Source organism: Rhodococcus sp. MSC1_016 (genome assembly GCF_023667485.2).
GTDB classification, from domain to species: Bacteria; Actinomycetota; Actinomycetes; order Mycobacteriales; family Mycobacteriaceae; genus Rhodococcus_F; species Rhodococcus_F oxybenzonivorans.
Map to the genome: position 1 here is coordinate 2,532,019 of NZ_JAMOZI020000001.1, position 14,048 is coordinate 2,546,066.

14 protein-coding genes and 1 pseudogene are annotated in these 14,048 nt (G+C 68.3%); 4 read left to right on the forward strand and 11 right to left on the reverse strand.

Annotated features, from left to right (window positions below):
- The first annotated feature begins 79 nt into the window (after positions 1-79).
- Positions 80-1,005, forward strand: a pseudogene (locus L1080_RS11660) (LLM class F420-dependent oxidoreductase).
- Between the two features lie 34 nt (positions 1,006-1,039).
- Here L1080_RS11660 and L1080_RS11665 read toward each other — a convergent pair.
- Positions 1,040-1,417, reverse strand: coding sequence for a hypothetical protein (locus L1080_RS11665; RefSeq protein WP_250768451.1), 378 nt, complete (start codon positions 1,415-1,417; stop codon positions 1,040-1,042).
- A 182-nt stretch (positions 1,418-1,599) separates the two neighbouring features.
- Between L1080_RS11665 and L1080_RS11670 the strand changes: the two genes are divergently transcribed.
- Positions 1,600-2,043 carry a cupin domain-containing protein gene (locus tag L1080_RS11670; RefSeq protein ID WP_250768454.1) on the forward strand — a complete coding sequence of 148 codons (444 nt, stop codon included), beginning with the start codon at positions 1,600-1,602 and terminating at the stop codon, positions 2,041-2,043.
- A gap of 14 nt (positions 2,044-2,057) precedes the next feature.
- Here the strand turns inward: L1080_RS11670 and L1080_RS11675 are convergent, their stop codons facing one another.
- From L1080_RS11675 to L1080_RS11690, 4 genes are read right to left on the reverse strand one after another with little or no spacing between them, the layout of a single operon-like run.
- The gene (locus L1080_RS11675) at positions 2,058-2,798 is read right to left on the reverse strand and encodes a cobalt-precorrin-6A reductase (RefSeq protein ID WP_250768457.1); all 741 of its coding nucleotides are present in this window, start codon (positions 2,796-2,798) and stop codon (positions 2,058-2,060) included.
- Between the two features lie 2 nt (positions 2,799-2,800).
- A complete protein-coding gene (gene cobM, locus L1080_RS11680) occupies positions 2,801-3,550 on the reverse strand; it encodes a precorrin-4 C(11)-methyltransferase (protein ID WP_250768459.1) in 750 nt (249 codons plus the stop codon).
- Complete coding sequence (gene cbiE, locus L1080_RS11685; protein ID WP_250768461.1) at positions 3,547-4,785, reverse strand: precorrin-6y C5,15-methyltransferase (decarboxylating) subunit CbiE; 1,239 nt, start codon at positions 4,783-4,785, stop codon at positions 3,547-3,549. The genes cobM and cbiE overlap by 4 nt, the downstream gene beginning before the upstream one ends.
- The gene (locus tag L1080_RS11690; RefSeq protein ID WP_250768463.1) at positions 4,782-5,558 is read right to left on the reverse strand and encodes an SDR family NAD(P)-dependent oxidoreductase; all 777 of its coding nucleotides are present in this window, start codon (positions 5,556-5,558) and stop codon (positions 4,782-4,784) included. The genes cbiE and L1080_RS11690 overlap by 4 nt, the downstream gene beginning before the upstream one ends.
- Before the next feature lie 30 nt (positions 5,559-5,588).
- On the opposite strand from L1080_RS11690, the gene L1080_RS11695 reads away from it, so the two are divergent.
- Positions 5,589-6,002, forward strand: a complete 414-nt coding sequence (locus L1080_RS11695; protein WP_159922051.1) for a TIGR03618 family F420-dependent PPOX class oxidoreductase — start codon at positions 5,589-5,591, stop codon at positions 6,000-6,002.
- Here L1080_RS11695 and L1080_RS11700 read toward each other — a convergent pair.
- Positions 5,962-6,720: a polyprenol monophosphomannose synthase gene (locus tag L1080_RS11700; protein ID WP_159922049.1), complete on the reverse strand. Its 759-nt coding sequence runs from the start codon at positions 6,718-6,720 to the stop codon at positions 5,962-5,964. The genes L1080_RS11695 and L1080_RS11700 overlap by 41 nt on opposite strands.
- A 130-nt stretch (positions 6,721-6,850) precedes the next feature.
- On the reverse strand, positions 6,851-7,990 hold the full coding sequence (locus tag L1080_RS11705; RefSeq protein WP_159922047.1) for a M24 family metallopeptidase: 1,140 nt from the start codon (positions 7,988-7,990) through the stop codon (positions 6,851-6,853).
- A gap of 36 nt (positions 7,991-8,026) precedes the next feature.
- Here L1080_RS11705 and L1080_RS11710 point away from each other — a divergent pair, with 36 nt between their 5' ends.
- Positions 8,027-8,983, forward strand: a complete 957-nt coding sequence (locus L1080_RS11710) for a 5'-3' exonuclease (protein WP_250768465.1) — start codon at positions 8,027-8,029, stop codon at positions 8,981-8,983.
- Between the two features lie 26 nt (positions 8,984-9,009).
- On the opposite strand, the gene L1080_RS11715 is transcribed toward L1080_RS11710, so the two are convergent.
- From L1080_RS11715 to tatA, 4 genes are all read right to left on the reverse strand, one after another.
- Complete coding sequence (locus tag L1080_RS11715; RefSeq protein ID WP_159922043.1) at positions 9,010-9,702, reverse strand: DUF4333 domain-containing protein; 693 nt, start codon at positions 9,700-9,702, stop codon at positions 9,010-9,012.
- A 102-nt stretch (positions 9,703-9,804) separates the two neighbouring features.
- On the reverse strand, positions 9,805-12,543 hold the full coding sequence (locus L1080_RS11720; protein WP_250768467.1) for a DEAD/DEAH box helicase: 2,739 nt from the start codon (positions 12,541-12,543) through the stop codon (positions 9,805-9,807).
- Positions 12,544-12,555: 12 nt separating this feature from the next.
- The gene (tatC, locus tag L1080_RS11725) at positions 12,556-13,596 is read right to left on the reverse strand and encodes a twin-arginine translocase subunit TatC (protein ID WP_159922039.1); all 1,041 of its coding nucleotides are present in this window, start codon (positions 13,594-13,596) and stop codon (positions 12,556-12,558) included.
- Between the two features lie 91 nt (positions 13,597-13,687).
- Positions 13,688-13,963 (reverse strand): Sec-independent protein translocase subunit TatA, encoded by a 276-nt coding sequence (gene tatA, locus L1080_RS11730; protein WP_159922037.1) that lies wholly within the window; start codon positions 13,961-13,963, stop codon positions 13,688-13,690.
- Between the last annotated feature and the right edge of the window lie 85 nt (positions 13,964-14,048).

Below are 14,048 nucleotides of genomic sequence, written 5' to 3' on the forward strand. Positions count from 1 at the left end.
AGCTATCGTTACCATCGCTTCACGACAGCGGTCCCGGATTTCCTGCGCACTCCCCCGCCGATCAGGCATCGTGGTGGTCATGCGCGATTTCCGGTTCTCCTTCAACATCCTCGATGTCGGTTCCCGCGACGCGCTGATCGATCGCTGTCGCCGCAGCGCGGAACTGGGCTACGACGTCGTGCTCGCCGCCGACCATCTCGGCGCACCGGCACCGTTTCCGCTGCTGGTGGCCATCGCCGACGCCACCCCGCAGCGGGTCGGCACCCTGGTGCTCAATGCGCCGTTCTGGAACGCGGCCCTCCTCGCGCGGGAGATCGCGACCACCGACGTCCTCACCGACGGCCGGCTCGAGATCGGTCTCGGCGCGGGGCACATGAAGTGGGAGTTCGACGCCGCCGACATCGAGTGGAAACCGTTCGGTGGGCGGGTCGAACAGTTGGCGGCCACGGTCGAGAACCTGCACACGTTCTTCACCACCGATTTCGACGAACTCCCCGAAGAACGGGACGCACCCCGACCACTTCAGCGGTCGGGCTTCGAAGGGTCGGGGCCGCCCCTGCTGATCGGCGGCACCGGTGATCGTGTGCTGCGCATCGCTGCGGCACACGCGGACACCGTCGGGGTGGCGGGCACATTCCAGATTCCCGGTAAGCCGCCGGGAACGTTCCGGCTCGCCACAGCAGAAGAAACCGACGAACGAATCCGATTCGTGCGCAAGCACGCCGGAAGTCGGGCGGACGGCATCGAATGGCACCTGCTCGTGCAGATGGTCGTCGAGACAGACGACCGAGAATCCGCGGCGCGGCGCATCGCCGAACGGATGACCGGAAGCATGACAGCCGACGCCGTGCTCGATACGCCGTACCTGCTGTTGGGAACCGTCGACGAGATGCCGAACAACTCGCGCGGCACCGCGAACGGTATGGCTTCTCGTACATCACCGTCCACGACCCCTACATGGAGGTATTCGCGCCCGTCATCGACGCTCTCCGCAAGCGTGGGTGACCCGGACGGTCACCGTCCGGGCCACCGCTCACCGCTACGGCGTCGTGATGTACTCCTGAATGGCCTGCTGCGCCCTGGGATTTCCGTTACCGATACCCACGATGGCGCCCGTAATGGCACCGATGGGGGTCCCGATCATGCAACCGGCGAGGCTACCGGGGAACATCGACACACACCCCACCCCGAGACCGATCAGGGCGCCGATCGCCGTCCCCGCCGCTCCGCCGTTGGCCCAGCCGACGCCGAGCTCGTTGAGCATGTTCTCGAGGGCTTTCTGCTTGTCGACCTCGTGCCGGAAGGGAACAACCTGAGCGGGCACGATACCGCTCGGCTCCACCGGATCGGCGTGCGCCGTACCCGCTCCCATGGTCAACGCTCCCGCAACGAGAGCCGACGCTACTGTCTTCTTCACCAAGTTCATCGTGATCCCACCCTGCTGACGAAGGAAAAACCGTTCCGACTGTAACCCGGTGTGATGGGAGCGGGAGGCGAAAATGGGCCCGAAGTATCCGCTCCCGAAACGCGCCCGTGGGTCACCCGGTCAACCGTAGGCTGGGGTGTTCGGGCACTTCCGTGCCCCGAGAGGTGGTGGCGATGTCCGTCAAACCGAGTCTGGCTGCGTTGTCCTGCGTGGCCCTGGCAGTGCTTCTTCCTTCCCCTGCGCAGGCCACTCCGTCGTCGGGCGTGACGGCGCAGATCCTGTTCGAAACCACCGTGCCCGCCATGACCGGTTCCGCGGAGACCGGTGCCACCGATCTCACCCTGCGCCGCATCGAAATCGCACCCGACGGCACCACGGGGTGGCACTACCACGACGGTCCTGTCTACGCGTTCGTCGAATCAGGGGTTCTCACAAGAACTCTGGACGACTGCACCACAGTGGTGACCGCCGCCGGGCAGGCGATCACCGAGAACTTCGGCAGCGACCACGTGCACATCGGTTCCAATCTGGGTGAGGTTCCACTGGTTCTGCTGGCGTTCTACACCGAACCGGCGGGCAAACCCCTGTCGGAGGACGCGCCCGCCGTCACGTGTTGACGCTGTGCCGGGACCTACCGGTCCGAGCGGATCCAGTCGAGTGCGCCCGCAACGTCGCCGACGATCGCGGCGGCGGAGGGTAACGGTGGGCGGTCGATCATCACCACGGGAAGCCCGAGGTCGCGAGCCGCATGCAGTTTCGCGGCGGTCTGTTCACCACCGCTGTTCTTGGTGACGAGTACGTCGATGCGGTGCTCCCGCATGAGGTCGATTTCCGCCGGCACGGTGAACGGCCCGCGGGCCAGAAGCAGAGTCGAGCGCGCGGGAAGGTCGACGTCCGGTGGATCGATCGCGCGCACGAGGAACCACAGTGCACCCAGGTCGGCGAATGCCCCGACACCCTGCCGTCCCACCGTGAGGAAGATGCGCGTTCCGAGCCCGGGAAGGAGTGCGGCCGCCGCGGAGAGGTCCGGGACGCGGCGCCAGTCGTCACCCGGCACGGGTGACCACTGGGGTCGTCGCAGCACGACCAGGGGAATTCTGCAGCGCCGGGCCGCCTCGGCCGCGTTCTCGGTGATGCGTGCGGCGAACGGGTGGGTGGCATCGACGATCGCGTCGACGGGGTTGCCCCGCAACCAGTCCGCGAGGCCGTCCTCTCCACCGAATCCGCCGATCCGGACGTCGCCGGCGGGGATCCGCGGATCCCGAACCCGGCCGGCGAGGGAGGACACGGTGTCGATCGACGGATCATCCGCCAGCGCCGCTGCCAGCGACCTCGCCTCCCCGGTACCTCCGAGGATCAATATCCGCCGCACGGTCAGTGGGTGGTGCGCTCGCGGGCGGCCGAATACAGGTAGCTGTCCGGGAAGCCCTCGGCAGCAAGGACTTTGCCGACGATCACAACAGCCGTCTTCGTGACGCCGACAGCTTTCACCTGGTCCGCGATAGTCGCGAGGGTGCCGCGCAACACGATCTCGTCGGGTCGGGATGCGAAGGCGACGACGGCGGCCGGGCAGTCGCGACCGTAGTTCTCGGTCAGTTCCAGGGCGATCTGCTCGATCCGGTGCGCCCCGAGATGCACCACGAGGGTGGCGCGACTGCGACCCAGCGACCGCAGATCCTCTCCCTCCGGCATGGCGGTGGACAACGTGGACACCCGGGTCAGCACGATCGACTGGGACACGCCGGGCACCGTCAGTTCCCGCCCGAGCGACGCTGCCGCAGCGGTGAACGCGGGAACTCCGGGCACCATGGTGTACTCGACGCCCGCGGCGTCGAGCCTGCGCGCCTGCTCGGCGACCGCACTGAAGATCGACGGATCCCCCGAATGCAGCCGCGCCACATCCTGACCGGCGGCGTCGGCCTCGATCAGCAGGGCGACGATTTCGTCGAGACTCAGGCGGGCGGTGTCGATCACCCGTGCGTCGTCAGGGCATTCGGCGAGCAACTCTCGGGGAACGAGACTTCCCGCGTAGAGGCACACCGGGCTGGCCGCGATGATGCGCTGCGCCCGCACGGTGACGAGGTCGGCCGCTCCCGGACCGGCCCCGATGAAGTAGACCGTCATGCTGAGTCACCTTTCGCCTGCTTCGTCACCGACCATTGCGCGACCGGCAATTGTGGACGCCAGGCGGTGAATCCGCCGAGCGGTTGGCCGCGATACACCTGGAATTTGCGAAGCTGCCCGCCGTGCACGGAGAACCACCGCAGCAGCAGCGCCTCCGATTCCGCCGTCACGGCGTTGGCCACCAATCGGCCGCCGTCACGGAGCCGGGACCAGCACCCGTCGAGAACACCGTCCTCGGTGAGGCCGCCTCCGACGAAAATGGCGTCCGGCACGCGTCCCTCCTGTTCCCGTACGTCACCGAACGCCGCGGGCGCGGCACCGTGGACGGCGAGGGCGGGCACCCCGAGTGCGGTTGCGTTCGCCTCGATCTGGGCGACGCGCGCGCGCTCACGCTCGAACGCGACGGCCCGGCACCGGGGATGACTGCGCATCCATTCGATCGCGATCGTGCCCGACCCGCCGCCCACATCCCAGAGAACCTCTCCCGGAGCGGGCGCCAGGGCGCACAGCGTCAGTGCCCGGATCTCATGCTTGGTCATCTGGCCGTCACCCGAGTACGCCGCATCGGCAAGGCCGGGAAGCCTGGTCAGCCGTGGGCCGTCTGCGCTCGCGCGGCACGCCACGGCGATCACGTTCAGCCGGGCCCCGGCGTCGTGGTTCCACATCGACGCCGTCCCGTCGACCCGGGATTCCCCGGGCCCGCCCAGCTCCCCCAGCACAGTGAGGCGCGAGTCGCCGAACCCGTGACCTCGCAGCAGCGCGGCCACCGCGGCCGGGGTGTGTTCGTCGCGGCTGAGCACCAGAATGCGCGCCTGATCGTGCAGGGCGGGCAACACAGTCTCCGGCGGCCGGTTCACCAGGCTCACCACGGGAGTGTCGTGCGCCGGCCAGCCCAACCGGGCGCAGGCCAGCGTCGCCGAAGACGGATGGCTGACGACACGCACCCGTTCCGGACCCAGCAGCTCGACCAGTGTCACCCCGATGCCGTGGAACATCGGGTCGCCGCTCGCCAGCACGCACACCTTCCGGCCGGCATGAGCGTCCAACAGACCACCGAGCGCCGGCACCAGCGGCGACGGCCATGCAACCCGCAGCGCAGGAGATTCGGGGATCAGCGTGAGTTGCCTGCTCGAGCCCATCAGCACGTCGGCTTCCCGGATCTCCCGTTGCCCGCGCGGGGACAGCCCGTCCCAGCCGTCCGCGCCGATACCCACCACGACGACGACATCACTCATCGCGGCATCCGGCGCCAGAGTGCCTGCGGCAGCAGCCGCAGAACGAAGAACACCGGGCGCAGCCGTCCCGGCACCCACACCCGGGCCGACCCTCGGCGCAGCCCGCGGACCACAGCGTCCGCGACCTGCCCGGGCGTACTCGACATCGGTGCCGCGGACATCCCCTCCGTCATCCGTCCGACGACGAAACCCGGCCGGACCAGCATGAGGGACACCCCGCTGCCGTGGAGGGCGTCCCCGAGTCCGGAGGCGAATCCGTCGAGCCCGGCCTTCGCGGACCCGTACACGTAGTTGGCCCGCCGTACCCGCACTCCGGCGACGGACGAGAACACCACCAGGCGTCCCGACCCCTGGGCGCGGAGCAGGGTGGCCAGATGAGTCAGCACACTGATCTGTGCGACGTAATCGGTGTGCACCACCGCCACGGCGTGTCGTGCGTCCCGCTCGGCGCGCGCCTGATCGCCCAGAATGCCGAACGCGAGGATCGCCACCGACACCGGGCCGTGCGCGGTCACGACGGACCGGAGGAGGCCCTCGTGGCTGCCGAGGTCGTCGGCATCGAATTCCACGCACTCCACGGCCGACGCACCGGCGTCGAGCAACGCTTGCCGTTCGGCGGCGAGGTCGCCGCTTCGGCGCGCCGCCAGGACGATCGTGCGGCCGGGCGCCAGCCGGGTCGCGATCTCGAGACCGATCTCGCTGCGCCCGCCCAGCAGGAGTACCGCCCCGTCGTCCACATGCTGTCGGCTGTTCCTCTTCGATCCCAGGCTCACCGGTCCAGTGTCCTGGATTACCGTCGGGTCATGGACCGCACCCCCCAGGCACCGATTCGCCTCACCGATTCAGCGCTCACCTTCCTCGGTGAATATCACCTCGGCACCCTCACCACACTGCGCAAGAACGGCACCCCCCATGTGGTGGCCGTCGGCTTCACCTGGGATCAGGAGCACGGCATCGCACGGGTGATCACCAACGGTTCGTCACAAAAGGCGCTTAACGCCGACCGTGGCGGGTATGCCGCAGTGAGCCAGGTCGACGGCCCGCGGTGGATGACCCTCGAGGGGCCGTCCCGGGTGCTCACCGACCCGGAGGCGGTGGCGGATGCGGTCGCGCGGTACGCGGCCCGCTACCGGCAGCCGCGCGAGAATCCGACCCGGGTGGTGGTCGAGATCGCGGTCAGCCGCGTGCTCGGTTCCGCTTCGCTGCGCGGCCACTGAACCGCAGTTTCCACGGCACCAGCGCCGACTCCATCTGCACACCCAGGCTCATCTTCGACACACCATCGGTGCGCTCCTCGAAACGGATGGGCACCTCGGCGATGCGCATGCCGCGCTGCACGGTCCGGTAGTTCATCTCGACCTGGAAGGCGTAGCCGTTGCTCTGCACCCCGTGAACGTCGATCGCCCGCAGAGTGTCGGCGTGCCAGGCCTTGAACCCGGCGGTGGCATCCTTCACCCGCAGCCGCAGAATCGCGTTGACGTAGAAATTGGCCCACGCCGACAGCGCTTTACGGTGCCAGGGCCAGTCGCTGGCAACCGCACCGCCGGCCACGTAGCGAGAACCGAGCACCACCGCGGCATCCGTCTGCGTCAGCGTCTCGACCATCCGCGGGATCGCCTCGGCGGGGTGCGACAGGTCGGCGTCCATCTGAATGACGATGTCGGCGCCCTCGTCGAGCGCCCGTGTCATCCCGGCCACGTAGGCGCGCCCGAGCCCGTCCTTGACGGTGCGGTGCAGGACGCCCACCGGGATGGGCGCGTCGATCGCGAGCTTTTCGGCGACGTCACCGGTGCCGTCCGGCGAGTTGTCGTCGACCACGAGCACGTGCATGTTCGCGATCTGCAACGCGTCGAGAAATTCGACGAGCTTGGGCAGGTTGTCGCGTTCGTTGTACGTCGGTACGACGACGGTTACCTTCGGGGCGACGCTCTCCATGACACCTTCGATTGATCTGTGATCCCGACCCGCCGCCGACGGGCGGCGGCGAGTGCGGTCGCGAACAAAGGGTAGATGTTACTACCCGTGGCGGCAGGCCCTGCCGCACGTCCGGATCGGCCGAGCCGGATCAGCCGGGAAGGACCGTCAACCCGTGCGGCCGGGTGTTGAGGGATTCGCAGCCGTCGGCGGTGACGACGACGATGTCCTCGATGCGAGCCCCCCACTGCCCGGGGAAGTAGATTCCCGGTTCCACACTGAACGCCATCCCCTCCGTCAGCTCGATCGCGTTGCCGGACACGATGTACGGCTCCTCGTGTACGGAAAGACCGATGCCATGACCGGTGCGGTGGACGAAGGCGTCGGCCAGGCCCTCCGCCGCCAGCAGGTCCCGCGCGGCCGCATCGACGGCCTCCGCCGCCACCCCCGGACGAACGAGGTCGACGGCCGCCGCCTGCGCCGCCTCGAGGACGGCCACCCGGGCCGCCACACCCGGATCCGGTTCGCCCATGCAGTAGGTGCGGGTGGAGTCGGAGTTGTACCCCGGGTCCACGGGGCCGCCGATGTCGATGACCACCACGTCACCCGATTCGATTACCCGGTCCGACACCTCGTGATGGGGATCGGCGCCGTGCGGGCCCGATCCGACGATCACGAAGGCGGCTTCCGTGTGCCCCTCGTCGAGTATGGCGGCGGTGATGTCCGCGGCGACCTCGGCTTCGGTGCGGCCTACCGTCAAGAACTCGCCCATCCGGGCATGCACCCGGTCGATCGCCCGACCTGCCCGGCGAAGGGCGTCGATCTCGGCCTCGTCCTTGACCATCCGCAACTCGCGCAGCACCCCGGTTGCGAGAACGGGCAGCGCGCCGAGCTCCTGGGCCAGGGGCAGCAGATGCAACGCCGGCATGGCGTCGGTGACGGCGGTTCGCGCCGGCGCCGGAAGCGCTCCGGCGACCAGGGCATACGGGTCGACCCCGTCGACCCAGTCGAGCACCCTCACGCCGAGTTCGGACGCCGCCGACTCGGTGAGCGATGCCAATTCGAGGCGCGGCACGACCACCGAGGCGGTCTCACCGTTCGCCGGAATCACCAGGCAGGTGAGCCTTTCGAAGGATTCGGCGCGGGAACCGAGCAGATACCGCAGGTCGGGGCCGGGTGTAATGAGCAGGCCGTCGAGTCCGGACTCGCGGGCGAGCGCGCCGGCCCGGGCAATCCGGTCGGCGTAACTGGCTGCGGGGAAGCGGGACGTGGACGCTCCGAGGGAACTCATGCGCTCAGGTTAATGCCGTTTGGCAGTATGTGAGCCATGAGTAAGCCCCTGCTTCTCCTCGACGGTGCCAGCCTGTGGTTTCGCGCCTACTACGCGCTGCCCGATTCCATCACGTCCCCGGACGGCCGACCGGTCAACGCCGTACGCGGATTCACCGACATGATGGCCGCGCTGATCACCACCCACCGGCCCGCCCGGCTCGCCGTGTGCCTCGATCTCGATTGGCGGCCGGCGTTCCGGGTGGCCGCAGTGCCCACCTACAAGGCGCACCGGGTCGCCGCGGAGAGCGATGGGGCCGAGGAAGAGGTGCCCGACACCCTGTCCCCTCAAGTGCCGATGATCCTCGACGTCCTCGCCGCCGCCGGGATCGCAACGGCCGGCGCCGAGGGTCTCGAGGCGGACGACGTGCTCGGCACCCTCGCCGCCACCGAGACCCGCGACCCGACCATCGTGGTCAGCGGCGACCGCGACCTCCTGCAGGTGGTGGCCGACGAACCGGTGCCGGTCCGCGTCCTGTACGTGGTGCGCGGCCTGGCGAAGGCCGAACTTCTGGGTCCGGCGGAGGTGGCCGCCAAATACGGGGTGCCGGCGGACCGGGCCGGCGACGCCTACGCCGAACTCGCCCTGCTGCGCGGCGACTCCTCGGACGGGTTGCCCGGGGTGAAGGGCATCGGCGAGAAGACCGCATCGAGCCTGATCATGCAGTACGGATCGCTCGCGAATCTGCGGGCCGCCGCACTCGATCCGGAATCGGACATGGCGAAGGGGGCGCGCGCGAAATTCGCTGCGGCCGCGGACTATCTCGACGCCGCCCTGCCGGTGGTACGGGTGGTACGCGACGCCGACGTCGTGTTGTCCCGTGAAGACACGTTGCCCGCCGAACCGGTCGATGCGGACCGGCTCGGCGGACTGGCGGAAGAACTCGGAATCGGCAGTTCCGTTGCCCGCCTCACGGCGGCGATGCAGTCGGTGGCCGCCGCGCAGGTCCCGTAGGAACCGACCGCGGCGGATTACCGGATCTAACTGGGACGGCTGACCTCGTAGGTGCCCTTGTCGTCGGTGAAGGTCAGGGTGACTTGCTTCTTCTCACCATCGACTGTGAGTGTGCACTCGAAGCTGTTGCCCTCCTTCACTTCCTGGTCAGCCGGGCAGGACACGCCGGACACGTTCTCGGCACCGTACGATTCGGTGACGATGCGCTCGACACCCTCCTCGGCGGCCTTCTGGTCGAGGGTGTCGGTGCCGAACACGGTGAACGCGAGGGCCAGTGCCACGCCCACGACCACCAGCAGCGCCACCACACCGCCGATGATCCACGGCACCTTCGACTTGCCGGACGACGCCGGCGGCTGACCCCACTGCTGCTGACCGGGTGCCTGTCCCCACTGCTGAGGTTGCCCGGGCTGCTGACCCCACTGGGGTTGGCCGGGCTGTTGACCCCATTGCTGCTGACCCGGTTGACCGAGCTGGCCGGGTTGCGGCTGTTGACCCCACTGCGGTTGGCCGGGCTGCTGGGGTTGGCCGGGCTGCTGCGGTTGCTGACCCCACTGCGGTTGCCCCGGCTGACCCCCGGGTGCCGGTTGTCCCCACGGCTGGGCGGGTGGTTGCTGACCGTACTGGGGCGACCCGTACTGGCCGCCGGTCTGGTCAGGGTTACCCTGACCCGGGCCCCACTGTCCGTTCGGGTCGTTCGGTCCGTAAGGGCCGCTCATCGTCGCCTCCCGCTCACGTGTCACTTGTCGTCATACCGTAGCGCCCCGCACCCGCATTCGGGTCGTCGGACGGCGTGCGAATCGAACCACACAGTCGCCGGGTCACGCTGCATCCACCGCGACGACACCACGACGTATCGCGGACACCGCGCGGCCGGCCGCCCTGCTCACCCCGGGGTCCGGTGACGTCGAGCGGACCTGCTCGAGCAGATCGATCACCTGTCGGCACCAGCGGACGAAGTCACCCGCCGAGAGAGCACGTCCCTGATCGCCGGCGGCGATCAACGCGTCGACCAACGAATTCTCGCTCGCCCATTGGAAAATGGCCGAGGCGAACCCCAAATCGGGTTCACGCGTCGGCGGCAGTTTGTACCGGATCTCCTCGGCCCGCAGATCCCGCCACACCCGCACCGTCTCGTCGAGCGCGTACCGCAACGCCCCGGGCCCACCCTGTTCGATGGTGTCGCCTTCGCGCCGCGATTCGAAGACCACGGACGAGACGACGGCGGCGAGCTCGGCGGGACCCAGCCCCTTCCACACACCCTGGCGTAGGCACTCGGCGACGAGAAGGTCACTCTCCGAGTAGATTCGGCTCAGTCGGGCGCCGTCCTCGGTGGCCTCCGGATGCTCACCCGCAGTGACATACCCACGTTCGGTCAGCAGCGCCAGGATGCGGTCGAAGGTGCGGGCCAACGAGTTGGTCGTGGCGGCCACCTTCTGCCGCATGGTCTCGGTCTCGCGGGCCAGCCGGTTGTACCGCTCACCGATCCGGCTCAACTGTTCACGGTCGGGCCAGGAGTGGCAGGGATGCTGACGGATCGCCCGCCGCAGCCGCGCGATCTCCGCGTCGTCGGCGGCGCCCGCTTTCTTCTTCTTGCGGCGTCCCGGCACGACAATGCCGGTGCTGCGCAACGCCGAAGCCAGATCGCGGCGAACCCGGGCGGTGTGATGGTCGACTCGGCGAGGCATCCGCATCGAGCCCAGCGACCGCGCGGGCTCGGGGAAGTCGCCGGCCGACACCCGGCCCGCCCACTTCCCTTCCGTCAAAATCAGCGGCTTCGGATCGGTCGGATCCCGGTCGGGTTCCAGGACGACGGCCAGACCCGAATGCCTGCCCACCGGAATCGCGATCACGTCACCGCGCCGCAACGAGGTGAGGGACTCGACGGCGGCGTCGCGGCGCTCGCTGCGGCCCTGTCGCTCGAGGGCCCGCTCCCTGCTGCTCAGTTCTTCCCGCAGCCGCGCGTATTCGAAGTACTCGCCGTCTTCGCCGCCGAGCCGCTCCCGCAGGGTGGCCATCGCCGCCTCGTTGCGTTCGATACCCCGCGTCAGCCCGACCACGGAACGGTCGGCCTGGAACTGAGCGAACGACCTCTCCAACAGGGCCCGCGATTCGGCAGCACCCATCCGGTCGATCAGGTTGATCGTCATGTTGTAGCCGGGACGGAACGAACTGCGTAGCGGGAAGGTACGGGTGGAGGCGAGGCCCGCGACGTCCACCGGCTCCACCCCGGGCTGCCACAGCACCACCGCGTGCCCCTCGACGTCGATGCCGCGGCGACCGGCGCGGCCGGTGAGCTGGGTGTACTCCCCCGGCGTCAATTCGGCGTGCGCTTCGCCGTTGTACTTCACGAGCCGTTCCAGGACCACCGTGCGGGCGGGCATGTTGATGCCGAGCGCCAATGTCTCCGTGGCGAAGACCGCGCGGACCAGACCTTTGACGAACAACTCCTCGACGGTCTGACGGAACGCGGGCAGCATGCCGGCGTGGTGCGCGGCGAGTCCCCGCTCGAGCGCCTTCCGCCACTCCCAGTAGCCGAGCACTTCGAGATCCGCCTTCGGTAGGTCACCGGTGTGGGCGTCGATGATCGTGCGGATCTCGGCTACCTGCTCGGCACTCGTCAGGTCGAGCCGCGACCGCAGGCACTGCGCCAGGGCGGCGTCGCAGCCGGCCCTGCTGAAGATGAAAGTGATGGCCGGGAGCAGTCCCTCGTCGTCGAGGCGGGCAATGACCTCCGGACGGGGCAGCGGGCGGAAGTCGCTCGGAACCCCACCGCGGCCTCCTCGGCGCCCACGTTCACGGGACTCCCAAGGGTCGACCCGGTCGAGTGCCTGCCGCTGTTTGACGTGCCGGACCAGGTCCTGGTCGACCACCAGGTCGTGGCGGCCGTCCGTGGTGCGGGCCCGGGTGTCGAAGAGGTCGAACAGTCGACGGCCGACCATGATGTGCTGCCACAGCGGGATCGGGCGGGTTTCGTCGACGACCACGGTGGTGTCACCCCGGACGGTTTCCATCCAGGCACCGAATTCCTCGGCGTTGCTGACCGTCGCCGACAGGCTGACCAGCCGCACGTCCTCGGACAGGTGCAGGATCACCTCTTCCCACACCGCGCCGCGGAACCGATCCGCCAAAAAGTGCACCTCGTCCATCACCACGTGGGACAGACCGCGCAACGCCGGCGAGTCGGCGTACAGCATGTTGCGCAGGACCTCGGTGGTCATCACCACCACGGGGGCGTCGGAGTTGATGCTCGAATCGCCGGTCAGCAAACCCACCGAATTCTTGCCGTACCTGCGCACCAACTCGGCGTACTTCTGGTTGCTCAGCGCCTTGATGGGCGTGGTGTAGAAGCATTTGCGCCCCGACGCGAGGGCCAGGTGCACGGCGAACTCACCGACCACCGTCTTGCCTGCACCGGTCGGTGCGCACACGAGGACACCGTGCCCGGCCTCGAGCGCGCGGCAGGCATTGATCTGGAAGGGGTCGAGGACGAAACCGAGCAGCGCCGAGAACACGTCGAGCTCGGTGCCGCCGGTTGCCTCGCCTGTTGTTACAGCCACCCCGTCAGATTGTCACAGGGTGTCGGAAAAGTCCTGACCCGGTGTGTTGGGGCCGGTCGTGGTGGCGCCGTCACTCTGGATCGCTGAACCGGACCGGCCGGATTTGCGGCCACGCCGGAAGCGGCCGGCGGGCTCGGGAACCGGGGTCGGCGCGGCGTCGAAGGCCTCGTCCAGATCCTTCGGGGCGGCGATCGGCGACGCTTCGTCGTCGTCCAGCGCCCCCCATTCCTGCTCGCTGCGCCGCGCCTTCCTTCGGTCGTTGAGGCGGGCGATCTGCACGGCGATTTCGAACAGCACCGTCAGGGCCAGCGCGAGCGCCAGCATCGAGAACGGGTCCTGCCCGGGCGTGGCGATCGCGGCGAAGACGAACAAGGCGAAGATCAACCCGCGCCGCCATGCCTTGAGCTTGGCGTACGGCAAGATGCCGACGAAGTTCAGCGCGACGATGAGCAACGGAATCTCGAAACTGACACCGAAGATGATCAGGAGATTGACGATGAACCCGAAGTACTCGGCACCACCGAGCGCCGTGATCTGAACGTTGTCGCCGATCGTCAACAGGAAGTGCAACGCCTTGGCGACCACCACGTACGCCAGCACCGCGCCGGCGACGAACAGCAGCGCCCCCGACACCACGAAGCCGATGGCGTAGCGGCGTTCCTTCGCATACAGGCCGGGCGTGATGAAGGCCCACAGCTCGTACAGCCAGATCGGGCACGCCAGAACGATGCCCGCGGTGAAAGCCACCTTGAACCGCAACATGAACTGCTCGAACGGTCCGGTGGCGAGCAGCCGGCACGCGCCGTCGCTACTGAGATCCGCCCGGCTCGAGTCGGGCAGTGAACAGTACGGCCCGCGCAGCAGCTCACCCAGGCTCTCGATGCCGAGAAGCTGATGGGAATACCAGAAGAAGCCGACCGCGGTAGTGACGAGGATCGCCAGCACGGACAGGAGCAGTCGCGTGCGCAACTCGTAAAGGTGATCGACCAACGACATGGTGCCGTCGGGATTGGTCCTCCGCTTGCTGTGTCGCGGATCGAACGGAATACGCACTATGGGCCCTAGTCTTGATCAGCAGGCGAACCGGTCTCGGTCAGCAAGCAACCGGGGTGACGAGGTCACCCCGGTTGCTTGACGGCTCGGACTACGCCGACTTGTGCTCGGGGTGCTGCGGCTGCACCGGAGCGGGAGGCGTGACGGGCGTGGTGGTGGTATCCGCCACGGGCAGTTCGGCGGGTGCGCTCTGCTGCGCGGTGGGCGCCGGAGCGTTGTTGTCGTTCTGCATCTCCTTGACCTCGCTCTTGAAGATGCGAAGCGAGCGGCCGAGTCCACGAGCTGCGTCGGGCAGCTTCTTGGAACCGAAAAGGATGACAACGACCAACGCAACGATGGCCCAGTGCCAGGGGCTCATGGCTCCCATGATGAAACCTCCAAAAGATCAGGTGATCCCGATGCTACCGGACCGGCCCCGGACCAGCCGCGTCGAAACCGGCTAGTCACGCTGC

Coding starts and splice junctions, on each gene's coding strand:
- L1080_RS11670 (WP_250768454.1), top strand. CDS start 1,600: ATGTCCGTCAAACCGAGTCTGGCTGCGTTGTCCTGCGTGGCCCTGGCA.
- cobM (WP_250768459.1), bottom strand. CDS start 3,550: ATGACGGTCTACTTCATCGGGGCCGGTCCGGGAGCGGCCGACCTCGTC.
- cbiE (WP_250768461.1), bottom strand. CDS start 4,785: ATGAGTGATGTCGTCGTCGTGGTGGGTATCGGCGCGGACGGCTGGGAC.
- L1080_RS11695 (WP_159922051.1), top strand. CDS start 5,589: ATGGACCGCACCCCCCAGGCACCGATTCGCCTCACCGATTCAGCGCTC.
- L1080_RS11700 (WP_159922049.1), bottom strand. CDS start 6,720: ATGGAGAGCGTCGCCCCGAAGGTAACCGTCGTCGTACCGACGTACAAC.
- L1080_RS11705 (WP_159922047.1), bottom strand. CDS start 7,990: ATGAGTTCCCTCGGAGCGTCCACGTCCCGCTTCCCCGCAGCCAGTTAC.
- L1080_RS11710 (WP_250768465.1), top strand. CDS start 8,027: ATGAGTAAGCCCCTGCTTCTCCTCGACGGTGCCAGCCTGTGGTTTCGC.
- L1080_RS11715 (WP_159922043.1), bottom strand. CDS start 9,702: ATGAGCGGCCCTTACGGACCGAACGACCCGAACGGACAGTGGGGCCCG.
- tatA (WP_159922037.1), bottom strand. CDS start 13,963: ATGGGAGCCATGAGCCCCTGGCACTGGGCCATCGTTGCGTTGGTCGTT.